Source organism: Nitrospinota bacterium (assembly GCA_027619975.1).
In the GTDB taxonomy this organism is placed as follows: domain Bacteria; phylum Nitrospinota; class Nitrospinia; order Nitrospinales; family VA-1; genus JADFGI01.
The window spans coordinates 24,072-47,810 of the sequence record JAQCGX010000003.1 but is presented as its reverse complement, the minus strand read 5'-3'; the positions used below and the strand labels follow the sequence as shown (position 1 = coordinate 47,810).

Sequence of the window (23,739 nt, the reverse complement as noted above, 5' to 3'; positions counted from 1 at the left end):
GGGTAAATTCCATGACAATTTTCGATTTATAGTTTCTCCGCGCAGGAGTTAAATCGACATATCGTTCCACTTCGTTCCATCGTAATGGATGACGGCTCCGTTGTCCCCCACTGCATACACGCAATCCGGCCGCAGGCCTTTCACCTTGGTCCAGTAATCTTCTTTCGGGGATTGCATTGGCTCCCAGCTCTTGCCATCGTAATGGAGAATGACCGCGTTGTCTCCAACCGCAAAAATATCGTCGTCGGATGTTCCCCAGATACTCAGCAGGTATTCCTCGGTGCCGGACTTCATAGTCGTCCATTCCTCTCCATTGAAATGAAGGATGGTTCCGTGGGAACCTGCGACATAAACGCTATCGTTGCGGGCACCCCAAATCCCGAAAAGCGAAATGGTCTCTTCCGTCAACTCCTCCTTGCGATGAAATTGTTTGCCGTCGTAATAGCGGTAAATGCCTTCGCCGCCAACGGCATGGATGTGGTTGATGTCTTCTCCCCACATGCCGAAAATATCGTGAATGGTATTCGGCTCCCGGTACCCCCATTTTCCATCTTCCCAGTACAACATACGGCCACCGACGCCAAAGAGGAAAACATGGTCTTCATCAAAACCAAAAGCAGAGTTCAGGGAGTCGTAACTGCCGGTATCGATCTGCTCCCATATTTTGCCGTCATACTTTAAAACCACACCGCCGATGCCAACGGCATAAATACAGTTTTCATTTGCGGCCCAGATTCCCATCAGCGGGTTGGTATTTTCCGTACGCACGGGGAACCATTCATCGCCGTCATAATACTGGGGAATGCCATCCTTCCCCACAACATATATTTTACTTTCGTTAAAAACCCAAAGATCGAGCAGATCCGGCTTTTCGCCTGTAAACATGGTATTTCACCTTTTCACTTTATATAAAGAAAATCCCTCTCACCTTAATTCTCTCCCCTGTCATCCTGAGCTTGTCGAAGGGGGAGGAAAGGAAAATCTTCTAACACCTCTTTGCGTCTATGCGGTGAACCTAAATCCCCCCAGCCCCCTTCACAGAAGGGGGAGCAAATTCCCCCATTTAATAAAGGGGGTTAGGGGGATTTCTCTTCCTGAAATAAAAAAAGGGTTCCCCGGCACTCCGGCACGAGGAACCCTTTTTAATAGTTAGCAAACCCTTATGGATTTGTTACTGGAGTCAGGCTTGTTCGCCTTCCGGTTTAAACATCACCTTGGTGAGCTTCTTCAGGTTTTTTGAAGTGCGGATCATTTCCTGAACTCCCGGACTGATATCGTTACGAATCAAAATCAGCGTTTCCAGGTTGCCCAGGGTTTTGGACTCGGCAATGGCCCGTGCCCCCGCGTCGCCTATTTCCGCTTCATACAGATCGAGAAGCGTTATGTTTTTAAAGACCGGCGAATTGGCGATGGCGATTCCGCCCTGAGAGCCTATCGCATTGTAGGTCAGGGTCAATTGCGTCAGATTTGTTATCGTTTCCGATCGCGACAGTGCCTCGACCCCCGCACCTTCTACGTAATTCCAGTTCAGGTTGAGTTCCGTCAGCGAGGCCAGATTTTTAGAATTGGCGATGGCTAAGATACCTTCATTGCCAATATTGTTTCGGTATAAGGACAGCAGGTTGAGCTTGGTGAGCGTCTTGGATGTCGCCAGCGCCTCCACCCCTTCATCTCCAAGCCGGTCGCCCAGCCACAATGAAACCAGACTGCTCAGGGGTTTGGATTCGGCAATGGCTCGCGCTCCTTCAGGACCCACTTCATTGTCACTCAAAATGAGTTCGGAAAGATTGAGGACCTTTTTCGAGGCCGCCAAGGCTTTCACACCCACATCGGTCACTTTATTCTTAAACAGGTTGAGCGCGGTGAGATGCTTTAAATGATCCGATTCCAGAAGAGCCATCAAACCTTCATCGCCAATATCGTTGAACTCCAAAAATGCGGCGGTTACGCCTTTGAGTTTGTCGGACTTGACGATGGCGATAAGATCTTCGTCATCTATTTCTTTTTCACGAAGGTCCAGTTCGCTGGTTTCCACATTCAGACTTTGCTCGATCAAACCTTCGATATCTTTTTCGGTTTTTGCAACCATGCGTGCCTATCCTTCGGATTTAAATTAGTCTTAAGTAAGAATAATATGTTACCCGTACAAGTGGTTTATTTTAAGTAAGTCTTCAATATTGTAAAGCCCAAATTAGCCAGCAGACCCAAGCTTCCAGGAAAATCTGTTTCTGCAAAGGCCCGTTCAATGTGTGGATTGAAATTTTAAAACAATAGGTTAAAATAATTTAAACATTTTTTTGATGAATTTTATAATTATTTTTTTATAAATTTATGTGCTATTTAACTTTTATCCCCTCCAGGGGCAAAATTATCCCTTCTCCAAAACTGAACCCAAAAACTCAAACACTATCTCATGCCTCATAAGATCGACGAAATAACACAAAATGTCAAAGAAGCGGGTGCTTTTATACCCCCACTCCTAACAGAACTGGAAAAGGTTCTGGTCGGCCAGAAGTATTTGACCGAACGGCTGATTCTGGGCCTGTTGACGGGTGAACACATCCTCATAGAGGGCGTACCCGGTCTGGCCAAGACCACCGCCGTCAAAACCCTTGCCCGGACGGTGCGGGCCGATTTCAAACGCATCCAGTTCACGCCTGACCTGTTGCCGGCGGATCTTTTGGGAACTCAAGTATACCAGCCCAAAACAGGAGAGTTCACTATTAAAAAGGGCCCTCTTTTCGCTAATATCATTTTGGCGGACGAAATCAACCGGGCTCCCGCCAAGGTGCAAAGCGCTCTTCTGGAGGCCATGCAGGAGCGACAAATCACCATTGGCGGTGAAACGTTTACTCTGGAAGAACCCTTTATGGTCATCGCCACGCAAAATCCTATCGAACAGGAGGGAACCTATCCGCTTCCCGAAGCGCAGGTGGACCGGTTCATGTTCAAACTGAAAATTGAATATCCTTCAAAGGAAGAAGAAAAACTCATCATGCAGAGGATGTCCAGCGCCAATAATCACTGCAAGGTCAATCCCGTACTGCATCCCGACGACCTGATTAAAGCTAAAGAGGTGCTCGATTCCATTTATATTGACGACAACCTTCAGGATTACATCATCAACCTCGTTTCCTGCACACGGAACCCGGAAGAATACAATCTGGGGGCATTGACGAAAACCATCCAGTACGGAGCCTCCCCCAGGGCTTCCATTTTTCTGAACCGGGTGGCCAAAGCGCATGCCTTCCTGCAAGGACGGGGTTATGTGGTCCCGCACGATATAAAAACCATCGGACGGGATGTTCTCAGGCATCGCATCGTCCTCACTTATGAAGCCGAGGCTGAGAACCTGACCACCGATGACATTTTGAAAAAAATTCTCGATACGGTGGAAGTTCCTTAGTAAGTGTCGGTTATTGAATGGGTGGAGTTGAATCGAAGTGGATAAAACTTAGCACCATGTGATGATTGCCTGTTATCGATCAACAGACTGACGGACAAGTAGTAACGAACAGCGTACCTTTCAATCAAGCAATGACTACACTCAAAAAATTCCAATTCGTCATGCCTCAATACAACTGCGTGTGGGCTGTTATCAAAGTTGCTCCACACCTATGGTTTATCCTCGCGCTGGTATGGATTTTTGTTGCAGTTTCAGCGATGCTAAAATTCGAGGTTCCATCTTCGGGGGCTGTGCTTGTATGCGGTGCATTGATTTCTGAAATAATGTTCGAAGGGCTACATTGGAGAAGAAGGCCAGGCATAGGGCCTCAGGGTTATATTCAGATTATTCCAGACCAATATGAGAGAGCACAACTGAAGGGCGGTGATGTTTATGGGCCTGCTTGGGGCGGAAGGATGGGGGCTTTATTATCCCTCGCCAAGGACTATGAAATAAAAAGGTCGTCAGACGAGTATGCTAAGTGGTTTTATAGAAATACCGTTTGGCGGGTGGAAAAGATTATCTTGAGTGGAATAATAATTACTGCGGTAGCCGGTACAATTTTGTGGGGCTACGGTCATCATCTTCCGCCACCTTATAATTAGTAGGAACGATTTGATGCCTGCTTATGGACGATAGCCGTCTTTTGAAACTCTAGAACATCTGGCACTGTCTGTCAGGCCACTTTCAAACTATTACAGGTCATCATTTTGAATTTCGTCACAAATTTTCTGGATTGGTTCCATGTCCCCCCCGTTGCCGAAACCGAGGCAGGGATTTCTCCGGAATTGCTTCACAAAATTCGCGCCATTCAGATAAAGACCAATTATCTGGTCAATGACATCATGACCGGCGAGTATGTGTCAGCCTTCAAGGGCCGGGGCATGGAGTTCAGTGAGGTTCGGGAATATCAACCGGGGGACGATATTCGCCTGATTGAATGGAACGTCACGGCGCGTATGGGCCTGCCTTTCATCAAAGAGTTCAAGGAAGAACGGGAATTGACCTTGATGTTGCTCGTCGATGTCAGTTCTTCAGGCGGGTTTGGCTCAGCGGGAAAGCTTAAAAGTGAAATCGCCGCCGAAATTGCTTCCATTCTGGCTTTTGCGGCCATTAAGAATAACGATAAGATCGGTCTGATTGTTTTCTCGGATAAAATTGAACATTATGTTCCGCCCAAAAAGGGCAAGGCCCATGTCTGGAATATCATCCGCACGATTCTGGATTTCAATCCCGAAGGAAAAGGCACCAAACTACATATTCCTTTGGAATACCTGGTAAACATTCAAAAACGAAAAACCGTAACCTTTCTAATTTCGGATTTTCAGGATACAGGCTACGAAAATGCCCTGAAGCTGGCCAAGCAGAAGCACGACATCATTGCTTTGTGGATCAGCGATCCGCATGAACGAGATCTTCCCAATGTAGGGCTGGTCCATCTGGAGGATGCGGAAAGCGGCGAAACCCTCCTTGTGGACACCTCCGACAAGGAAATGGTGCAAAAGTTTACGCAACTTGCTAAAAAAGAATTCTTAAAAGTGAAACGGTTCTTAAACTCCATCGGCATCGACATGATTGAAATCCGCACCGACCGCTCGCTGACCGAGCCCATCATTAAATATTTCAAAATGAGAGAAAAACGGCACTGACCATGACTAAAATTCCTACTACCGGTGTCAGTCTGAAAATCAAAGTTTCTGTGATACTCCTGACCGTCGCAACGGTGGTCGCCTTCAGTGTGTTTTTTTTCAAACTGGTCAGTAAAATTTCCTCCTCAGCGAAAACTTCATCGGCACTCAAAACTTCATCGCCAGTGAAAGTGGCTTCACCAGTGGTAGAAAATTCCTGGGCTCACGAGTTGCAAATTGTGGGGGACAAACTAAAAAAGGCCGGCCTCAAAAAGCAGGCCATCGAGCAGTATTCGCAATATTTGCATCACTCCAGCGTGGATTCCAAAACTCGCGCCCAAGTTTCCGAGACGGTGGCCGAACTCTATGTAGAGCTTGGCGATTGCCGCCAAGGTCTGGTCTGGTTGTACCGGGCACAGGTGGCCGCCCCCCCTGCCGAAAACATGCAGGCACTGGAAGCGCAGATCGCCGCTTGTCTCAAAGTTGTAAAACCTGAGCGGCCTTGAGGTATGGTTTTCGTGCTTTTTAAAAATCAATACCGATGCCTTATGGGTCTTTGGCTTTTAGTCTTGCTGTTGATCCCCGTTTCAGGATTTACACAAGAGGAGGAGAATAAATCCCCGGTTTCTGTAGAGGTTCACGTCGCACCAGCCAAAGCCACTATTGGCGACATCATCACTTATTCGATCAGGGTCCGGCATGATCCCAATATTCAACCCTTGCCGCCAAAGTTTATACCTCCCGCAGGATTGGAACCCATCGATCAGGGAATAAAAAAACTCCCGCCTGTGGGAACACAGAAAGAGCAGGAGTTCTGGTTTCGTGTGCGCGCGGATCAGGTGGGGTTCTACGAATTTCCATCCATTACCCTGCCCTTTGAAGCCACAAGAGATGAAAGTGAAAAAATACCTGGACAGATTGCAACTCCAAAAGCTGAACTGGAAATTGAATCGATTCTCCATCTCCAGGGCGAACCCACCGACATCCGGGATATTAAATCTCTTGAAGCCATCGAAAAGAGCTGGCTTCCCTGGATATTGGGAGTGCTGGCAGTCCTCATTGCCATTGCTATGGTCATTTTATACTTACGCCGAAGACACATACGTACCCAGGGAACGTTATCAAACGTCGTTGAAAACCTTTCGCCCCAGGAACTTGCTTTACGGAAACTGGAATTCTTAAGAAATAAGGAACTCCTCGAAAGGGGACTCGTCCGGGAATACTATTTCGAGTTGTCGGAGATATTCAGACGCTACCTTGGGGCTCGATATGAATTCCAGGCGCTGGACTGGACCACCGAAGAGATTAAAGACCATTTAATAATTACCCCTGCAATAGAAGTGATATTTAAGGACAAAATTCGCAAAATACTCGAAAGCACAGATTTGGTTAAATTCGCTAAAGCCCCAGTCATTCCAGCAGAAAATATGATGGAAGAAATTATTATTTTTATACAAGCAACTTCCAAAATAGAAGAAATCGATCCCGCCCTCAAAAATACTTCGGTTAATTCATGACATTTTTTCGCTTTGCCGATCCCTGGTTTTTACTATTGCTTTGCCTGCTTCCCTTATTTGTGGGATGGACCCGCAAAAACCGGGAGGCGGTTCTCCCCTACTCTTCCATAGGCCAATTGAAAACGGTTCAATCCCCTCAGATGCGATTGCTTTTGGCCTTGCCAAGAATTCTGAGGGCCATGGCGTTCGCTTTGTTGGTCCTGGCTCTGGCGCAACCTCAAGAGGGGCAAAAAAGAAACGAAATTCTGTCGGCGGGAGTGGACATCGTTCTGGCGATCGACACCTCCGGCAGTATGCAGGCACTCGATTTCATGAAAGATAATAATCGCATCAACCGCTTGGAAGTGGTCAAGGATGTCGTTTCCGGATTCATAAAAAACCGGGAAAACGACCGCATGGGGATGGTTGTTTTTGGCGACGAAGCGTTCACTCAATGCCCCCTGACGCTCGATCAGGACATTTTACTTTCATTTTTGAAAAATTTGGAAATCGGCGTTGCGGGCGACTCCACCGCCATTGGTTCCGCCATCGGCATTGCGGTCAAACGTCTGAAAGACCTGAAATCCAAATCCAAAGTGATCATTCTATTAACCGATGGCCGCAACAATGCCGGGAGTTTGTCTCCTTTGCAGGCGGCGGAAATCGGAAAAACCTACGGCATAAAAATTTACACCATCGGCGTGGGAACGCGGGGCAAAGCGCCTTTCCTTGTGGATTCCGTATTTGGCAAACAATACATCTATCAGGATGTCGAGATTGATGAAAAAACCCTGCAAGAAATTGCCGAAAAAACCGAAGCCCAATACTTCCGGGCCACGGACCTGGAATCTCTGAAAACCATTTACCAGCAAATTGACCGGCTTGAAAAATCGGAAGTCAAAGTTCTGGATCGCTCCGAATACAATGAACTTTTTCATTATTTTCTCATTCCCGGGTTTTTCCTCGTGCTTCTGGAAGTGATTTTGACCCATACCCGGTTACGGAGGATTCCCTGACATGCGATTTGGAGAACCGGTTTATTTCAACCTGCTCTGGCTGTTGCCCGCATTGATCTTTTTTTTGCTGTGGGCACTGCGAAAAAAACGCGCCCTGACCATAGAGTTTTGCAGTCCGGCCCTCGCTCCAAAATTTGTCGGCGAACAAATTCACCGTCGGCAGAATATGAAAGTAGTTTTCATTGTTCTAGCACTGTTCTTCATGATCGTGGCGCTCACTCAACCCCGGTGGGGGTACGAATGGAAAGATATGAAGCAGGAAGGGGTGGATATCATCGTCGCTCTCGATGTGTCTAAAAGTATGCTGGCCGAAGACATTAAACCCAATCGGCTCAGCCGCGCCAAGCGAAAAATTTCTGACTTGCTGGACATGCTGGAGGGCGATCGGGTCGGGCTGGTGGCCTTTGCAGGAACGGCTTTTGTGCAGTGCCCGCTCACGCTTGACTATTCCGCCGCTAAATTATTTCTGGACGCCACCGACACCGACCTGCTTTCCAACCAGGGAACGGCTCTGGCCGGGGCGATCCGCAAAAGTGTAGCGGCTTTCAGGTCGCAGGATAAAAAATCCAAAGCCATCATCCTTATTACTGATGGCGAGAGCCACGGTGACGATCCTTTGGAAGCCGCAAAGTGGGCCGCAGAGCAAGGTGTTAAAATTTTTACCATTGGAATTGGCAAGGACACAGGCGCTCCCATCCCTGATGCTGGGGGTGGTTTCAAAAAGGATGCGAAAGGTGAAATCGTACTGACCCGACTGGATGAACCCACCCTGCAACAGATCGCACTGGAAACTGGCGGCACTTATGTGCGGTCCGTGACCGGAGATCTCGACCTCGACAAAATATATCTGGAGAACATCAAACCAAAAATTGACAAAAAGGAACTGCAAACCCAACGCCGCAAGCTTTGGACAGAGCGTTTCCAATGGTTTGTTATTCTAGCCATTGCCTGTCTTTTGCTTGAATTTACCCTCCGTGAGAGGCCCTATCGACAAACGCTTTCTAAATAATAATTAATCCACGCGACTCTCTGTTTTTGGTAAAATGGAAGGAGTTAAAAAAACGGCTTCCCCGCAAAGGTGGCTTGACAATTGGGGACACTGATCTTATTTAACAACGATATCAATGCAACTGTAGTTAAACTCGATATTCGCAGTATTTATAACTATTTGAAAGGATTAACGCTATTATGCAAAATATGCCAAGAACAATGAGCATGGACGCGGTCGCCCAAGAGCAACAGCGCTTCATGGTTCGGGTTTACAACTGGATGACGGGAGGATTGGCCGTTACCGGGGCTCTCGCATTTTACGTCTCAAATAGTGAGACGATGATGAATATTATCCACAGTAACCCTATTGTTCCCATCGTATTGTTTGTCGCGCAATTGGGTCTGGTGGTTTACCTTTCAGGCTGGATTCAAAAAATGTCCGCCAGTCAGGCCACCGGCATATTCATGCTCTATGCCGGGTTAACGGGTCTTACTTTTTCCTTTATTTTTATTGCCTACACGACGGCCTCAATCACCTCGGCTTTTATGGTGACTGCCGGCACGTTTGCGGCGATGAGCTTTTACGGCTACACGACCAAAAGGGATCTCACTTCCATGGGAAGTTTCCTTTTTATGGGGTTGATCGGAATCATCATCGCTTCTCTGGTAAATATGTTTTTGCAGAGTGAAGCCATGCATTGGATTATCACCTACGCCGGTGTGCTGATTTTTGTCGGCTTGACGGCCTATGACACTCAGAAGATCAAGGAAATGAATATTCTGGGCAACGAAGGCACGGATGAAGATACCAAGGAAGCGATCATCGGCGCGTTGACGCTTTACCTGGATTTCATCAACCTCTTTCTGATGCTTCTCAGAATCATGGGAGACAGACGCTAGTATTTTTACCTAATGAAGTCGTTTTGAAAATTGCATATTAAGAGTTTTCTCCAAGCGGGATGCTCTTAATATGCGTTTTCTTTTTTCAACTCCCCAACTATCATCAATACGAAAAACTCCTGAAAGTGACCATGTTCGGGTTCCATCTCGTAGCAAAAGCTATTAAAATTTCCCCACCCAGCCCTGTCCTGTTTTTCACTCTCTCGACTTTGTTATTATTGTTTGGAACAGAAGCCGGTTGGGCCGCATCTGCCAGTTCCGCTATTCAGGAGGGTATCGTTGACTATCAGCAAAAAGATTATGCAAAAGCCGAATCGAATTTTTCCAAAGCGGCCCAAGAACTACCCGACAATCCCAACCTCAACTACAACCTTGGCAACAGTCAGTACAAAGCCGGAAAATTTAAGGAAGCCCTGCAAACTTACACAAAGGCAATGGTTGAGGAGTCCCCGCCTGAGTTAAAAGGGAAAGCCTTATACAATACGGGGAACGCTCTTTTCCGATTAGGAAAACTGGAGGAAGCGGCCACGGCTTATAAAAAAGCTCTGGAAGTGGACCCTAAAGATATGGACGCCAAATTCAATCTGGAATTTGTCCGGGAACAGTTAAAAAAGAAAAAGGAGGAACAGAAAAAACAGGACCAAAATTCAAATTCTAAGGACAAGCAGGATCAGCAACCTAAAGACCCTCCCGGCAATAAGGAGGACGATCAGGGCAATCCATCCGACCCGCAGGACCCAAATGCTTCAGGAGAGCCTAAGAAAGAGGAGCCCTCCCCTGCTGAACAACAGGAGACAGCCCAAGCTCAAGAAGGTGCCATTTCCAAAGACCAGGCAGACCATTGGTTGAGCGCCCTCAATGAAGATCTCAAAAAATTTCGTCAGAAACAGGCCAGTAAAGAAACCGCCGGTCGCCCAAATCAAAGCAGGGATTGGTAGCAACCCATTCGATGAATCCAAGACCCTTAAAACTAATATTGCTATTCGTCCTTCCCATGCTTGTGGGAATAGCGAGCTGGGCCCATGCCGAAGAAATCAGCATTTCCGCCCGTGTTGATAAAAACCAACTCTCCCTGGAGGATAGCGTTCAGCTTTCGGTCACGGTACACGGAGTGCAAAACGCCCCGGAACCCTATCTGCCGGAGCTTCCCGACTTTAAAATACGATCGGGCGGCACGTCCTCTTCCACGCAAATCATCAATGGCCAAATGAGTGTTGCGGTCACCCATAACTATCTGCTCGTGCCACAAAACACGGGAACCTTTACCATAGGACCCGCTACCCTCGAATTGGCGGGGGTGACTTATGGAACCGAACCCATCACCCTGACGGTTTCCCTATTGGACCAAACCTCAAGAAAAGAGTCCTCTCCTGCATTCGTTGAGACATCTATTTCAAATGAGAATCCATTTGTTAATGAGCAGGTGATATATACCTTCAAGCTCTACCGCAGAGTGGAAGCAAGAAATTTTAACCTGAGCATGGCTTATGAAGAAAAAGATTTCCGTAAGGAAGATCTGGGCGATGCAAAAATTGTTGCGCGGGTTATCAATGGCATTCAATACCAGGTGCACGAACTGTCTTCTGCCCTTATTCCTATTCATTCCGGGCAAGTCGAAATTCCTCCGGCAACGCTGGAACTCGACCTCATCAACCGATCAAGAAATTCTCAACGACGGAACCCGTTCCCCGGTTTTTTTGACGATTCTTTTTTTGGCTCCAGAAGCTCATCCGTGCATAAAATCTTGCGATCCGACCCTCTGCGGGTCAACGTCCGTCCACTGCCTGAAAACGGTAAACCCAAAAACTTTTCCAACCTGGTGGGAAAAGTGAACCTATCAGCTACCCTGGGTAAAAATAAATTGGAAGTGGGGGATACCACCACCCTGACGGTCACGGTAACCGGACCGGGGCTCGTCAAGGGATTATCACTGGATCTTCCCGAGATGGAAGATGCATTCAAAATTTATCCCGACCAGCCCGAATCCCGTACCATCTCAAAGGAAAATGACCTGATTGGTGAGAAGATTTTCAAATTTGCACTGGTTCCTTTAAAAAGTGGGCAGGTCACCCTGCCGTCCATTACGTTGCCCTATTTTGATCCGGTGAAAGAAGCTTATCAAAAGGCAATGACCCCGCCGACTACGCTCACCATCCTTCCTGCCGGTGACAAGGAGAAATTGAATACAACCGAATCAACACGTTCCAATGAAAACGAAGCGGGAAATAATATTAAAATCCTGGGAGAAGATATCCTGCCCATCCATACCCGGCTCGATGATTTTGAAGAGGAGCCCCTGTCTGATATTAGTCTCTACACAGCGGGGCTGGTGATTCCGCCTGTTTTATTCCTACTGTTCACCGGCTACGTCCGCTACAACCTTCGGCTCAAATATGACACGGCCTTTGTTCGCAACCGCAAGGCCTATAAAGTTGCCAATCAGAAATTAAAACACCTTTCATCCTCTCCTGAAAATAATTCCAGAGAGTTTGCCAAAATTTTATCGGAAATATTCCGGGAATATATCGGCAACAAACTGAACCTGCAAGGCAAGGCCATCACCTCAATGGAAGTGGAACGCAAACTCATGGAGCGTCATTTCCCGAAGGAACAGGCCATTTCTACGCGCAAGCTGCTGGAGAAATATGAAAGTCTGCAATACGCTCCCAATAATTTCACCACAAGTGACGACCTGATCGACGAGTCGCGAGATTTGTTAAATCAATTGGAGAAACAGGTATGAAATTTTGCAAACCTGTTTTCTCCTGTCTCCTCCTCGTTTTTATTGTCCTGATCCCGGCTCTTCCCTGTTCAGCCACGGATGACGCGACCCTTGCCCAAATTGCTCAGGCCAACGATCATTATACCAAGAGCCAATACAATGAAGCGGCGGGCTTGTATCAAGATCTGGTCGACCGAGGTTTTAAAAACGGCTATCTTTATTATAATCTGGCAAATGCATACCTGCGCCTCGGCAAAACCGGGCCTTCAATCCTGAATTATATTCGCGCCCAACGGCTCCTGCCGCGTGACGAATCTTTGACCGCCAACCTGAAATACGCCATTCAGAAAACCCAGGATCAACTGGAACCGCAAGCAACCGCAGGATTGAGTTCCCTTTTTTTCTGGACTCGTAATTTCAATCAAAATGAACATTTGAAGTTTTTACTGACCGTCAACCTGCTGTTTTGGTCGGCGATGGGGGTCTGGACCGTCCGCAGAACAGAGTTTTGGAGTCTAACGCGAAAAACCCTCCTGGCGATTCTTATGGTCGCGGTTTTATCATTTGGGGTTAAAATGGTTGCGGAAACCGAATCTTTACCAGCCGTCGTCATGGCCCAACAAATTGAAATAAAATCGGCAAAGGGTGAGGACAACGTGACCCTGTTTCAATTACACGAAGGCGCTGTTGTAACCATCATCGATCGGAAAAATGACTGGGTTCAAATTGAATTAAGCGATGGCAAAAAAGGTTGGACACAGAAAAAATTTATCGGGATCTAACAGGTTGCTGAAAAACTATTTTTGCCACCCGCAACTGTCACACTGAGCCTGTGATATTCGACAATTGCCTTCATGCCCCGCAGGGGTATGTCGAAGTGTGAAACCAAGCTTTATTATCAAGGTCATACTTCGACAGGCTCAGCATGACAACAGTGGAAACGCTCGTGTTTAGGACTTTTTCAGCAACCTGCTAAACCTATGCGAAGCGAGGGTTGAAATGGCTTTAAAAAAGCGCCGATCGGCAGGAGGCTGGGGAGCCATCCTTTCCTCCTTAAAATGGGCCAGGCGGGCAGGAGGATTGTTGCCCATGATGCGGGCCCTGGCGACCCGAAACAGCTGTAAGAGTTGCGCCCTCGGCATGGGCGGACAACAAGGGGGAATGCGAAACGAAAAGGGAAGTTTTCCGGAAGTATGTAATAAGTCCTTTCTCGCCCAGGCGTCGGATATGCAAGGCGCCATACCATCCAGTTTTTTCGACGATCATGATGTCTCGGCTTTATCCCGATGGTCTGCTCGCGATCTTGAACTGAGCGGACGCTTGACTCAGCCGATGCTCTGCCAACCGGACGCCACCCATTATCGCGCCATTTCATGGGATGAGGCGATTGACCACATCGTTGAAAAATTAAAAACAACGCTTCCAGATCGTACATTTTTTTACTCCAGCGGACGCTCCTCCAATGAAGCCGGATTCCTTCTCCAGCTCTTTGCCCGGTCTTTCGGAACAAATAATGTAAACAACTGTTCCTACTATTGCCATCAGGCTTCTGGAGTCGGCTTGACCCAAAGCATCGGCACCAGTACGGCTACGGTCCAACTGGAGGACCTTGATTCTGCGGATCTGATTTTTTTAATTGGAGCCAACCCCCCAACCAATCATCCTCGCTTCATGCGCACACTCATGGAAATCCGCAGGCGAGGCGGCAAGGTCATAGTCATCAATCCGGTCCAGGAACCGGGACTTGAAAATTTTGCCGTGCCTTCGGATATCAGAAGCCTGCTCTTTGGATCGGAAATTGCCAGCACCTACATTCAACCTCATATCGGCGGCGATATCGCGCTTTTAAAGGGAATCGGCAAAGCGCTATTGAGCATTTCGGAAAACGAACCTGAAATCCTCGCCCGCGATTTCATTGAAAACCACACCAATGATTATTCCGCTTATAAATACGATCTTGAGGAAACCTCCTGGGAGTCTCTGGAGACTCACTCCGGGGTCTCCCGGCAACTCATGCAGGAACTTGCCAATCAATACGAAAAGGCCAAAAATGTCGTCTTCGCCTGGGCGATGGGCATCACCCATCATTCTCACGGCGTCGCAAATGTTCAATCTATCGTCAATCTGGCATTGATGCGCGGCATGGTGGGCCGTAAAAATGCGGGTCTTCTACCTTTGAGAGGCCACAGCAATGTGCAGGGAATTGGTTCCCTTGGATTCACCCCGGAATTAAAGAAACAATTTTTTGACAACCTGGAATCTTTTGGCAATATTTCCCTGCCGTCCCAAAAAGGTTTGGACACGTTGGCATGCATGGAAGCCAGTCACGAAGGGAAATTTGATTTCGCCTGGAATCTGGGAGGCAACCTGTTTGGGTCCAATCCCGATTCCCATTTTTCCAGGGAAGCTCTCAGCACTATTGATTTTGTTTTATACATGAACACTACTTTAAACACGGGTCATTTTCAAGGCCGGGGCAAAACCACACTCATCCTCCCGGTTTTGGCACGCGATGAAGAACAACAACCCACAACCCAGGAGAGCATGTTCAGTTATGTCCGTATGAGTGATGGCGGCAAACCTCGGCATATTGGGCCTCGAAGCGAAGTGAGCGTGATTACAGACGTTGCCGCAAAGCTGTTTGAACGGCATCCTGTTTCCTGGAATGATCTCAAGGTGCATGAAAATATTCGAAAAATGATCGGCTCCATTGTTCCCGGATTTGAAAAGTTGAAAGCAATAGATAAAAGCCGTAAGGAATTTCATATTGAAGGAAGAATTTTACATTCGCCACAGTTCCCAACTAAAAATGGAAAAGCTAATTTTCAGGTATGTTCTGTTCCTGAAATGTTCCATGCAGGCGAAGAAAAAAACGCCTTCCAACTCATGACTGTTCGGTCGGAGGGTCAATTCAATACCGTCGTGTACGAATTACAGGATCGTTACCGTGGCATTGAATCGAGAGAAGTGGTGCTGATGAACCCGGAGGATATAAAATCCCTGGGATTCCAGGAGGGAGAAAAAGTAACGGTGGAGAACGCTACGGGTAAGATGTCGGGATTAAAAATTACTTCTTTCTCAATAAAACCAGGAAATATTTTGATGTACTACCCGGAAGCAAATGTTCTGGTACCAAGGCATTACGATAATCAATCCAAGACACCTTCGTTTAAATCGGTTCGGGTGCGGGTAAACAAGGAGGGTTGAGTGCCGGTGGTTATTTCGACTTCAACTGCAACTTCATATTTTTCTTTCTTTCTTTAACCGCGACTTCATAGGTCGAAATCAATTGATGCAATATCTGCTGCCGATTCAATGGAATGGAAATGGACCTTCCATCAAATTGAACTCTTAAATGCTCTGTATCCTTTTCCTCAATTGTAAAGCACCCTTTTTGTACCATTTCCGCAGTCCGGGACAACAAACTGCCTTTGTCCCACGGTTTGAAGAAATGAAGATCCGCTCCTGACTCAAGACCCTCCAGAAGAGTATTCATATCCCACGATGCAGTGAGTAAAACGACGGGAACATGTGCCAGGACGGGATTTTTTTTAATCTCTCGACACAACTCAAATCCATCCATTTCCGGCATCATTATATCAGTGAAAACAATATTCGGGGCCTGCTCGTGCATCATTGCCAAAGCATCATACCCATTCATGGCCACCTTGACAGTGTAATCGTGCCTGGTGAGAGTGTGGCGCAGAAGCTCTCCCTGCTCCTGACAGTCCTCAACAATCAATATATAAGTTCTTTCAACATCATTTTTCATATTGGCAGCCATTAGATAATTTCACGGGTTTGCATTTTTTTCGCGATCCATTAAGCATTCCTTTTTACATAGAACAATTTTCATTTTGCAAAATTTTCGCCAATGCATCTTGTCCGCTAAATTTATTCGATCTTTATAGGATAGCCATTCTTTTTTAAAGAAACCCAATGAATCTGTAGAGCAAGAAGTTTCGCATTGATTTAAATCTTTAAGCGAATGCGAAATAGCTAGTTTTTTAAGATCATGCTTATTAATTCCGGTTTTATTAGTGCCAGCATTTTGAGGTGATCCGTATGCCGTTTGGCATGATATTATGATCAACACCAATAGAGCCATGGAGCCTAGAAAATATTTTTTTATAAAACTTTTCATTCTCTTGCACTCAATATTTACAGATTAGACCTGAGTCAATACATGCAATTTTTTACACTTCATAAGACGGTTAGAACCTATTAACTCCCAGGGCACTTATCCCCAAAGGGGGAAGTAAATATCGTCCCTCCGGGGAATTGGACTAACCCCCATTAACTAGCAATTATCAGGATCTGCACCCACTAAAAAACCTTTTAAATGGGCTCTTTTTCCGGAATCTCCTTGGCGGTAGACACGAATCACCTTTTCGATCAATTCTCGTAACTTTTGATCCTGTAGAAGATGAACAAATTCTTTTTGAAAAATGGTTTTTTCCATGCCGTCGGAATCTTGACGAATCATGGAACCTCGCCCTGTCAGGAGCCAGTAGAGATTAATATTGGAAAATAAGCAGAGATTTGCCAATGTGGTGGCTGATGGAAGAGATTTATCGTTTTCCAAATCCGAAAGAGAACCCTGAGAAACCCGGATTTTCTTGGACAGTTCGACCAGTTTGAGCAGAGAATGTTTGCGCCAGGTCTTCAATCGCTTGCCCACCGTCGTGTTTGTGATAGTTTCCTTTGAGCCATTGCTTTCATTCGTCATAACTTCCATCATCGTGATATCCCTTAAAGTTAAAAGTTTTCATTTAATAAATCATGATTATATATCAGGATTTATCAGAAGGGAAAGTTTCCCTTATTTTGTTCCCTGTTAAGGACCAAACCCGCAGTCAGATGTTTCCATTCTCCGGCGGCCAGTTCATTAACGGCGTCCCATCTTTCCCAAATTTCCTTTTCCTCCGCCAATCCCCCAAGAGAAACCCTTCTCAGTTGATCCAAATATTTTCTCCACTTGACCAGCATTGGGATTCGCTGGCCAAAATGAATTTGGCGGGAACTCAAAATATTATCCTCTATATCACACAACTTAATTTTCTTTGATTCCAGAGTCCAGTCGCCGATTTTAGCCGCATACTCATCGCTGGAAAAATTATGCGGCTTGGTTAAATCACAAACTATTTTTCGGACCTGGGGTCCAAACAGGCCGTCAAGTTCTTCAATGTTGAGAACCGTGTCCTCGATCAGATCGTGACACAAGGAAGCGACCATCCCGTTTACGGACTTATGTTTGAATGTTAGATAACATTTGCAAACACGACGGGGATGGTTAAAAAACGCTTCACCTTTTGGTCCCTTTCGAACCTGCCCGGCATGAAGCTTTTTTGCCAGAGCAATAGCTTCTTTAATTCGCCCAATAGAATTACTTTCACTCATTGCGGACTATTTTGAGAAATCAGAGACTCACTCCGAAAAAATTCAATACAGTCCGAAACAATCCATTTGATATGGGAAAGCAGTTGATGGTCGGAATCCAGTTCCTGCAATTGGCACCAGGGACGCGTCTGAGTAAATTTTCGGGACTCTAAAATATCCACCGTATCGTCATGGATGCCGTGCACAATCCGCGTGGGTAATTTCCTGTCCAATGCCAGCCGATCCCATTTTGCGGCATCCCTGAAAATATCCGCACTCAATTCCATCTCTTTATTGTACCGATAATGAAACACTTTGATCAAGTCGGGAGTGGCGTTAGAGCCTTTTAAATGCCCTTGAATTAAGACACTCCATCTTTTAAGAAAGTTAAACCCCGGCGCCATCAGGTAAATGGCAGACACATCTTTTCGCTTTTGTGCCACGAGCGCGGCAAGGTACCCCCCCATACTGCTTCCAATCAATCCGAATTGATCACCGGGATTTTGGTCCATACAGTCATTAATGATATTTATCTGGCTGGATAGGCATAACCGTTGAAAATCCCCGCCTTCCAGATCTGGAATTGCCAGTGAAACGGAAATCTGATCAAAGGATTTTTTAAATTCAGTCGCCTTTTTCGATCCCGGCCCGGAAGCAAACCCATGCAAATATATAATTTTAGACACGATTATTTCACCTGCAATTGCCAGCTTTTGGAAACATTCCTCATGTTCATGGACCTCTACTAATTTTTTCCATCACGGGCTCAATTCTTTTTCCGGTCCTCCATGATTCAGGCCATCAACGGCTGCACGCATCCACCACAACAGACCCAGACCGGGAAGAGCCACCAGAAAAGTAATGAAAAAGAAAACCGGCCACCCAGCGAATTCAGCAAGATATCCAGAAGGCGGTCCCACAAATACTCTTCCCAAAGCCGCCAACGCCGATAATAAGGCAAACTGGGTCGCCGTGTACCGATGGTTACAAAGAGCCATTAAAAAACCAAGGAACGATGCAGTGCCCATGCCTCCGGCAAGATTTTCAAAAGCCACCGCAAACACCATCATTGTGTAATTCTTTCCCAGATAGGCCAGAACCATAAATGAAAGGTTTGATATCGCCTGCAAAATTCCAAAATAGAGGAGCGACCGAAACATTCCCAGGCGAGCCATAATCAGCCCGCCAAAAAGAGCTCCCAGGATGGTGGCTATCATCCCCATCCCTTTATTGATGGCCCCAACCTCACCAACAGAAAACTCCGCGCCGCGTATCAAAAAGGCCGTCGTCAGGCTTCCCGCAAATGCATCGCCCAGCTTATAAAGAACGATCAAGGCCAGGAACACCCAGGCTCCCGGTCTTGAAAAAAATTCCTTAAGCGGTCCTCCCACCGCTTCAGCAAGCGTCCGTGGAGGCACCACTTTTTCTTCAGGCTCAGGCCCGAAAAGAGTGGCCAACACTCCCAGGCTCATCACACCCGCCATCAGAAGGTAGGTCAGCCGCCAACCTAATAACTCCGAAAACATCAAAGCCAAGGCGCCTGAGATAAGCATGGCGACCCGGTATCCGGTCACAAAGACCCCGGCGCCGAGCCCGCGCTCACGTTCCCTCAATATATCCGTTCGGTACGCATCAATAACAACATCCTGCGATGCCGACATGAAAGCGATCATCACCGCCAGAAAAGCCACAACCCAGGGGACATTTTTCGGCGAAAACCCACTCATCGTTGCAATGAGAACAATGAGTGAAATCTGAAAAATCAGGATCCAACCCCGTCGTCTGCCAAAAATCGGGGGAACAAACCGGTCTAAAAGTGGAGCCCAAAGGAATTTGAGAGTGTAAGGCAGACCCACCAGAGTAAATATTCCTATGGTTCCCAGATCCACGCCCTCTACCGTCATCCAGGCTTGCAACGTCCCCCCTGTTAAAGCCAGGGGCAAACCTGAGGAAAAACCCAGAAATAAGACCGTCCCAATGCGAATATTGGCCAGGGATCTGAATGTCGGCAAGGGCTGTTTGTTATCCACAACAAAAGGATAACAGAAATTCCTTTATTTTCAATAGGTTAAATAAAATTTCAACAAATTTTAAGAAATTATGGAAGAAATTTCCTGACAACCAATTTAATCTAACCATCTAAAACTTATAGGTTTCCATTGAAAAACCAGCTTATTTTGGCCATTCAAGGGATTTCAATCCAAAAGTCAATTGCAATATAAAGATACGTCTAATAAAATCAATGAACACCCAAATTATTCCTTTTATATTAACCTTTAGCTTCGCAGTAACTTTAGTCACCGCAGAGGCCTCAAAGGTTACATAAATATTCTGGACACCAGCAAATGCAAAACCCGGCAAGTTTTCAGAAACTTAAAGAACAATATAAATTACAGTCTCTTGAGTTGAATAAATTCAAAGAGGAAAAAGAGAAGTCTATAAAAAATCTGACCGATTTAGTGGCCAGTAACCGGGAAGAAATAAATTTACTCAAAGAAACCATCAAAAAAAACGAAGAGGAAATTGGTTTACGGCGATCCTTTAATTTTGAAACTCGAAAACAAAATTCTCCTCAGGAAGTTTCCGGCAATAATAGCGAAGGTGGAAATTTACAAGCAGATGAAGAATATCTATCCGATTTACCATCATTCCTGAAACCGGTTCTAAAAAGTAAGATTAAATCCCTCACGAATCAGGCTCTAGCTTTAAAAGAACAGTCTGAGAGGGAAAAAGAAAATAATAGAAAAATTAAAAAAGAAAATTATGAGTTTCAACGAGAGTTGGTTCGGTCGCACGACGAAATTAACGAAGCAAATAAACTGAGAGAAAAAATTGAACTGCTGAAATCTCAATTCAGGAAAGAGACTTCCACAAACTGGAGCGGCAAACAGGCAAACGATAAGATTTTTCTGAAGAACAAATTGTTAATTAAAAGATACGAACAATTTCTCTACGGAGAAACCGTTCTTGACCAGAAGGGAACCCCGCCTTCTGCCATCATTAAAAGTTTAAAAAGGGATCTGGAAAAAAAGAAAATGACAACCAAAATTTAATTCAACAAACGGATTTTCTTCATGAAGAAATTAAAGAGCTGGAATCCAAAATTATGTTTCTGGAGGAAAAAAATATTATTGACGCTTCCGAATACAGGCCCAATACAGAAACCCGTATTGCTGTGACCGCTGAGTTTTCTAACGGGCTGGGAAGTTTTCTCGTCACCTATTCAGACCTCATCACCCTGGTCCTGGTTATTTTTGTTTTACTGTATTCGATATCCAAGGTAGACCCTGAGAAATTTTCAGAGGCATTTTCCTCCTTTCAGGAACAAGAGTTCCGTTATGAAACCAATAATACCCGGTTAAATAATGATGAATTAAAAATGCTCAAACGGGTACGGGAGCTGGTCAAGGATAATGTCGACCCTGAAAGCCTGGTTCGTAGCGATGTCAGAACGGTTCTGATTCGCTTGAAGTCATCAGACCTTTTCGCTCCTGGCAGTGCGGACTTAATTCAAGGAGCAGAAGAATTGATTCTCAATTCTATAAGAAAGGATATGCAGGATGGGGTTAAACAGGTTCATGTCGATGGACACACCGATGACGTTCCCATGAAAGAGAACCAAAATTTCCCGACAAACTGGGAACTGTCCTCAGTTCGTGCCTCGCATGTCGCCAGAGTGATCATTGATAAGTTTAAATTTTCTCCAGAACGTATCGTTGTCGCCGGATACGGTCAATACCGCCCTATAAAACCGAACAATAATGATTTAAACCGCGCCTTGAACCGCCGAGTGGAAATTAAAATACTAAAAGATGTCAAAGTCACTGAAGAAAATCTAACTACTAAACCGACCAAAAGCCAAAGTAAAAACTCTGAATCAGAACAAAATTTATCCACCCCCAACCTCCTCCCCATAAAGACTTATTTCCAAAATCCTTAATATTCCGATAGAAATTTTCAGGCAAAATAATATCTTTTTACTTTACCTGAAACCCCCTTATAATATTGATATATATATATTTATAAACTTTAAGGGGGCGGATGTGCGCCTCTCACTATCGGATTGCTGATCAAACGATATGCATTTATCGCCGCAGGAAGACGCCATTGATCTGTTGAAAAACCGAAGGTTTTTTCTTCAATTCAATCAACATAAAATCGAACGAGCTCTTAATACATTTTCCGAGCCCGACCGGATGATATTTATGGTTATTCCCAGGCTTCTTCATGTCAATCAGAAGGGATTACCGGGTTATCTGGGGGAAGATGTTCCCTGCGGAATTCATAACTACACAATAGACCCGCAAACTCTATTTTTTGCTGAAAAATTATTTCCTGCGGTCATCATCCGACGCCATGAAACTCTCACTCCTGCCATCCATTCGTTGTTGTTGGTAGGAAGCGTTGGTTCCATTGCGCAAAACCAAAAATCCGACCTGGACTACACCCTCCTGGTGGACAAATCCAGGCTTTCGGAAAATGACATCGCGCTCTTGAAAAGAAAACTAAAATTGATTGAAAGGTGGGTCATGTTCGAGTTTGACCTGGAAACCCATTTTTTTATTAACGATATCCAGGAAGTAAAAAATAATATCTTCGGAGAGAGCGACAGCGAAAGCACGGGTTCTGCACTGGCGAAATTGTTGAAGGAAGAAATGTACCGGACGATGATCGTTGCCGCAGGGAAAATTCCCTTCTGGTGGATTGTCCCGGTAAGAACGGATAACAATGAATATGACAACCTGTTTCAACGGGTCAGTAAAGGAGAAACCCTTCTTGATGGGGATGATTTTATAGATATCGGAAATATTGCTGATATTTCTGACGGAGAGTTTTTTGGAGGATCTATCTGGACTTTAATTAAATCCTTCAATTCTCCTTTTAAAACATTATTGAAAATGGGACTGCTTGAGGAATACATGTTCAACAAAACCTCATTCAATCTTCTGTGCCACCAGATCAAGGAAAAAGTTTTCTCCGGTGATCACTCTTATCAGGTAGACCCTTACCTCATGTTATATGAGCGTGTGGAAAACTTTTTCCAGGAAACCAAGTCCAGCAAGGAAATGGATGCCTTGAGAGTTGCCTTTTATATGAAAATTGGAACCCAGGTTGATTTGGATCAACTGGATACGGCATCCAATGACTCAAAACTTACTATTTTGAAAAATAAGCTTGATCTGTGGGGTTGGCCCATTTCCAAGTTAGAACATTTGAACACCTATAAAAACTGGCAAATGAACCAAAAAGTGGCAATGGGAAACCGAGTCAATAAAATACTTATGAAATCGTACGAAGCTATCTCTGAAAGAAACAAATCGCTTGATCCTTCGGATACTTTAATTACGAAAAAGGACACTCACCTCCTGGGCCGCAAATTATTCAGTTTTTACCGCAAAATACCTAACAAAGTCGAAAACCTGTTTTCTCTGGTCGAGGGAAATACAGCGGAAACTGCCCTAACCTTTCTCCTGGACAAGAATAGCCCTATAAAAAATCCCGTCTGGTATTTGGTTCGGGGAAAAACCATGAATGTCGATAAGCTAAAACCGGAAAATATCATCAAAACGGCATCTTCTTTACAGTTCCTGATAGCGTTCACGGCTTTCAACAAGTTATTTCAAAAATCCACGGACATTTTCATCAGGCCGGAATCCCTGTCGATCACTACAAGCAACTTACATATTATGCTTAACCAGATAGACATTTTCCTGGGACAGGTAAGCATAAACGCCATTCACAACGATGATTTATTGTCATCAGTACGCATCACCAAGCTTTATATGATAGTCGACTTCGGAATTATTGATCCCAGTGAAATTATCCTGGGAGATATACACCAGTGCAAATCCAATACAGATCTGAAGCGATTCATCACCCCGCGAATTGATAAAATCAAAAATCTAACGACGATATATCTGACTTCCTGGGGAGAATTATTTTGCAAGACCTATTCAGGACCCAACTTAATTAATCGTTGCGTGGAAGAATTAAGCAGCCAGATCGTTCTCGAAAATAATTCGGAAAATAATTTTTTGAAAGTATTTATTCCCAGTAAACATTGTGAAATTTTACAGGTTCCATGGTTGACTAAATATCTGCTCCGCGCGATGAAAAACAAAAAAATACCACTCGCTAACCAAAAGGCCAGCTAATAAATATT

23 protein-coding genes are annotated in these 23,739 nt (G+C 45.3%); 15 read left to right on the top strand and 8 right to left on the bottom strand.

The features are described 5' to 3' along the window. Window positions 1-48: 48 nt before the first annotated feature. On the bottom strand, window positions 49-885 hold the full coding sequence (locus O3C58_01635) for a hypothetical protein (GenBank protein ID MDA0690565.1): 837 nt from the start codon (window positions 883-885) through the stop codon (window positions 49-51). A 295-nt stretch (window positions 886-1,180) separates the two neighbouring features. Then, entirely contained in the window at window positions 1,181-2,089 is a 909-nt protein-coding gene (locus O3C58_01630; protein ID MDA0690564.1) for a hypothetical protein, read from the bottom strand. Between the two features lie 324 nt (window positions 2,090-2,413). Between O3C58_01630 and O3C58_01625 the strand changes: the two genes are divergently transcribed. From O3C58_01625 to O3C58_01570, 12 genes are all read left to right on the top strand, one after another. After that, on the top strand, window positions 2,414-3,406 hold the full coding sequence (locus O3C58_01625) for a MoxR family ATPase (GenBank protein MDA0690563.1): 993 nt from the start codon (window positions 2,414-2,416) through the stop codon (window positions 3,404-3,406). Window positions 3,407-3,537: 131 nt separating this feature from the next. Continuing rightward, on the top strand, window positions 3,538-4,050 hold the full coding sequence (locus tag O3C58_01620; GenBank protein ID MDA0690562.1) for a hypothetical protein: 513 nt from the start codon (window positions 3,538-3,540) through the stop codon (window positions 4,048-4,050). A gap of 105 nt (window positions 4,051-4,155) precedes the next feature. Further along, window positions 4,156-5,094 (top strand): DUF58 domain-containing protein, encoded by a 939-nt coding sequence (locus O3C58_01615; GenBank protein ID MDA0690561.1) that lies wholly within the window; start codon window positions 4,156-4,158, stop codon window positions 5,092-5,094. Window positions 5,095-5,096: 2 nt separating this feature from the next. Further along, on the top strand, window positions 5,097-5,579 hold the full coding sequence (locus tag O3C58_01610; protein ID MDA0690560.1) for a hypothetical protein: 483 nt from the start codon (window positions 5,097-5,099) through the stop codon (window positions 5,577-5,579). A 42-nt stretch (window positions 5,580-5,621) separates the two neighbouring features. Further along, a complete protein-coding gene (locus tag O3C58_01605; GenBank protein ID MDA0690559.1) occupies window positions 5,622-6,590 on the top strand; it encodes a hypothetical protein in 969 nt (322 codons plus the stop codon). Next, window positions 6,587-7,585, top strand: coding sequence for a VWA domain-containing protein (locus tag O3C58_01600; GenBank protein ID MDA0690558.1), 999 nt, complete (start codon window positions 6,587-6,589; stop codon window positions 7,583-7,585). Before O3C58_01605 ends, O3C58_01600 begins: the two co-directional genes overlap by 4 nt. Window position 7,586: 1 nt before the next feature. After that, window positions 7,587-8,594 carry a VWA domain-containing protein gene (locus O3C58_01595; GenBank protein ID MDA0690557.1) on the top strand — a complete coding sequence of 336 codons (1,008 nt, stop codon included), beginning with the start codon at window positions 7,587-7,589 and terminating at the stop codon, window positions 8,592-8,594. 206 nt (window positions 8,595-8,800) lie between these two features. Continuing rightward, window positions 8,801-9,475: a Bax inhibitor-1/YccA family protein gene (locus tag O3C58_01590; protein ID MDA0690556.1), complete on the top strand. Its 675-nt coding sequence runs from the start codon at window positions 8,801-8,803 to the stop codon at window positions 9,473-9,475. Window positions 9,476-9,534: 59 nt separating this feature from the next. Beyond that, on the top strand, window positions 9,535-10,413 hold the full coding sequence (locus tag O3C58_01585) for a tetratricopeptide repeat protein (protein ID MDA0690555.1): 879 nt from the start codon (window positions 9,535-9,537) through the stop codon (window positions 10,411-10,413). A gap of 11 nt (window positions 10,414-10,424) precedes the next feature. Further along, a complete protein-coding gene (locus tag O3C58_01580) occupies window positions 10,425-12,218 on the top strand; it encodes a BatD family protein (protein ID MDA0690554.1) in 1,794 nt (597 codons plus the stop codon). Further along, window positions 12,215-12,979, top strand: a complete 765-nt coding sequence (locus tag O3C58_01575) for an SH3 domain-containing protein (GenBank protein ID MDA0690553.1) — start codon at window positions 12,215-12,217, stop codon at window positions 12,977-12,979. The genes O3C58_01580 and O3C58_01575 overlap by 4 nt, the downstream gene beginning before the upstream one ends. Before the next feature lie 217 nt (window positions 12,980-13,196). Then, complete coding sequence (locus tag O3C58_01570; GenBank protein ID MDA0690552.1) at window positions 13,197-15,404, top strand: FdhF/YdeP family oxidoreductase; 2,208 nt, start codon at window positions 13,197-13,199, stop codon at window positions 15,402-15,404. Between the two features lie 10 nt (window positions 15,405-15,414). Here O3C58_01570 and O3C58_01565 read toward each other — a convergent pair whose 3' ends face one another. The 6 genes from O3C58_01565 to O3C58_01540 all read right to left on the bottom strand — a co-directional run bounded on the left by O3C58_01565 (window position 15,415) and on the right by O3C58_01540 (window position 19,588). Next, window positions 15,415-15,981, bottom strand: coding sequence for a response regulator (locus O3C58_01565; GenBank protein MDA0690551.1), 567 nt, complete (start codon window positions 15,979-15,981; stop codon window positions 15,415-15,417). Window positions 15,982-15,990: 9 nt separating this feature from the next. After that, window positions 15,991-16,341 (bottom strand): hypothetical protein, encoded by a 351-nt coding sequence (locus O3C58_01560; protein MDA0690550.1) that lies wholly within the window; start codon window positions 16,339-16,341, stop codon window positions 15,991-15,993. Between the two features lie 156 nt (window positions 16,342-16,497). Then, a complete protein-coding gene (locus O3C58_01555; protein ID MDA0690549.1) occupies window positions 16,498-16,938 on the bottom strand; it encodes a helix-turn-helix transcriptional regulator in 441 nt (146 codons plus the stop codon). Window positions 16,939-17,000: 62 nt separating this feature from the next. Next, window positions 17,001-17,597: an HD domain-containing protein gene (locus O3C58_01550; protein ID MDA0690548.1), complete on the bottom strand. Its 597-nt coding sequence runs from the start codon at window positions 17,595-17,597 to the stop codon at window positions 17,001-17,003. Continuing rightward, window positions 17,594-18,262 carry a hypothetical protein gene (locus tag O3C58_01545; GenBank protein ID MDA0690547.1) on the bottom strand — a complete coding sequence of 223 codons (669 nt, stop codon included), beginning with the start codon at window positions 18,260-18,262 and terminating at the stop codon, window positions 17,594-17,596. Before O3C58_01545 ends, O3C58_01550 begins: the two co-directional genes overlap by 4 nt. Window positions 18,263-18,334: 72 nt before the next feature. Continuing rightward, the gene (locus tag O3C58_01540) at window positions 18,335-19,588 is read right to left on the bottom strand and encodes an MFS transporter (GenBank protein MDA0690546.1); all 1,254 of its coding nucleotides are present in this window, start codon (window positions 19,586-19,588) and stop codon (window positions 18,335-18,337) included. A 333-nt stretch (window positions 19,589-19,921) separates the two neighbouring features. On the opposite strand from O3C58_01540, the gene O3C58_01535 reads away from it, so the two are divergent. The 3 genes from O3C58_01535 (at window position 19,922) to O3C58_01525 (ending at window position 23,731) form a co-directional block, all read left to right on the top strand. Further along, complete coding sequence (locus O3C58_01535; GenBank protein MDA0690545.1) at window positions 19,922-20,629, top strand: hypothetical protein; 708 nt, start codon at window positions 19,922-19,924, stop codon at window positions 20,627-20,629. Window positions 20,630-20,682: 53 nt separating this feature from the next. Next, entirely contained in the window at window positions 20,683-21,516 is an 834-nt protein-coding gene (locus O3C58_01530) for an OmpA family protein (protein ID MDA0690544.1), read from the top strand. Window positions 21,517-21,655: 139 nt separating this feature from the next. Further along, complete coding sequence (locus tag O3C58_01525) at window positions 21,656-23,731, top strand: class I adenylate cyclase (GenBank protein ID MDA0690543.1); 2,076 nt, start codon at window positions 21,656-21,658, stop codon at window positions 23,729-23,731. The last annotated feature ends 8 nt before the right edge of the window (window positions 23,732-23,739 follow it).

Coding starts and splice junctions, on each gene's coding strand:
- O3C58_01635 (MDA0690565.1), bottom strand. CDS start 885: ATGTTTACAGGCGAAAAGCCGGATCTGCTCGATCTTTGGGTTTTTAAC.
- O3C58_01630 (MDA0690564.1), bottom strand. CDS start 2,089: ATGGTTGCAAAAACCGAAAAAGATATCGAAGGTTTGATCGAGCAAAGT.
- O3C58_01625 (MDA0690563.1), top strand. CDS start 2,414: ATGCCTCATAAGATCGACGAAATAACACAAAATGTCAAAGAAGCGGGT.
- O3C58_01620 (MDA0690562.1), top strand. CDS start 3,538: ATGACTACACTCAAAAAATTCCAATTCGTCATGCCTCAATACAACTGC.
- O3C58_01610 (MDA0690560.1), top strand. CDS start 5,097: ATGACTAAAATTCCTACTACCGGTGTCAGTCTGAAAATCAAAGTTTCT.
- O3C58_01605 (MDA0690559.1), top strand. CDS start 5,622: ATGGGTCTTTGGCTTTTAGTCTTGCTGTTGATCCCCGTTTCAGGATTT.
- O3C58_01600 (MDA0690558.1), top strand. CDS start 6,587: ATGACATTTTTTCGCTTTGCCGATCCCTGGTTTTTACTATTGCTTTGC.
- O3C58_01595 (MDA0690557.1), top strand. CDS start 7,587: ATGCGATTTGGAGAACCGGTTTATTTCAACCTGCTCTGGCTGTTGCCC.
- O3C58_01590 (MDA0690556.1), top strand. CDS start 8,801: ATGGACGCGGTCGCCCAAGAGCAACAGCGCTTCATGGTTCGGGTTTAC.
- O3C58_01585 (MDA0690555.1), top strand. CDS start 9,535: ATGCTCTTAATATGCGTTTTCTTTTTTCAACTCCCCAACTATCATCAA.
- O3C58_01580 (MDA0690554.1), top strand. CDS start 10,425: ATGAATCCAAGACCCTTAAAACTAATATTGCTATTCGTCCTTCCCATG.
- O3C58_01575 (MDA0690553.1), top strand. CDS start 12,215: ATGAAATTTTGCAAACCTGTTTTCTCCTGTCTCCTCCTCGTTTTTATT.
- O3C58_01570 (MDA0690552.1), top strand. CDS start 13,197: ATGGCTTTAAAAAAGCGCCGATCGGCAGGAGGCTGGGGAGCCATCCTT.
- O3C58_01565 (MDA0690551.1), bottom strand. CDS start 15,981: ATGGCTGCCAATATGAAAAATGATGTTGAAAGAACTTATATATTGATT.
- O3C58_01560 (MDA0690550.1), bottom strand. CDS start 16,341: ATGAAAAGTTTTATAAAAAAATATTTTCTAGGCTCCATGGCTCTATTG.
- O3C58_01555 (MDA0690549.1), bottom strand. CDS start 16,938: ATGATGGAAGTTATGACGAATGAAAGCAATGGCTCAAAGGAAACTATC.
- O3C58_01550 (MDA0690548.1), bottom strand. CDS start 17,597: ATGAGTGAAAGTAATTCTATTGGGCGAATTAAAGAAGCTATTGCTCTG.
- O3C58_01535 (MDA0690545.1), top strand. CDS start 19,922: ATGCAAAACCCGGCAAGTTTTCAGAAACTTAAAGAACAATATAAATTA.
- O3C58_01530 (MDA0690544.1), top strand. CDS start 20,683: ATGTTTCTGGAGGAAAAAAATATTATTGACGCTTCCGAATACAGGCCC.
- O3C58_01525 (MDA0690543.1), top strand. CDS start 21,656: ATGCATTTATCGCCGCAGGAAGACGCCATTGATCTGTTGAAAAACCGA.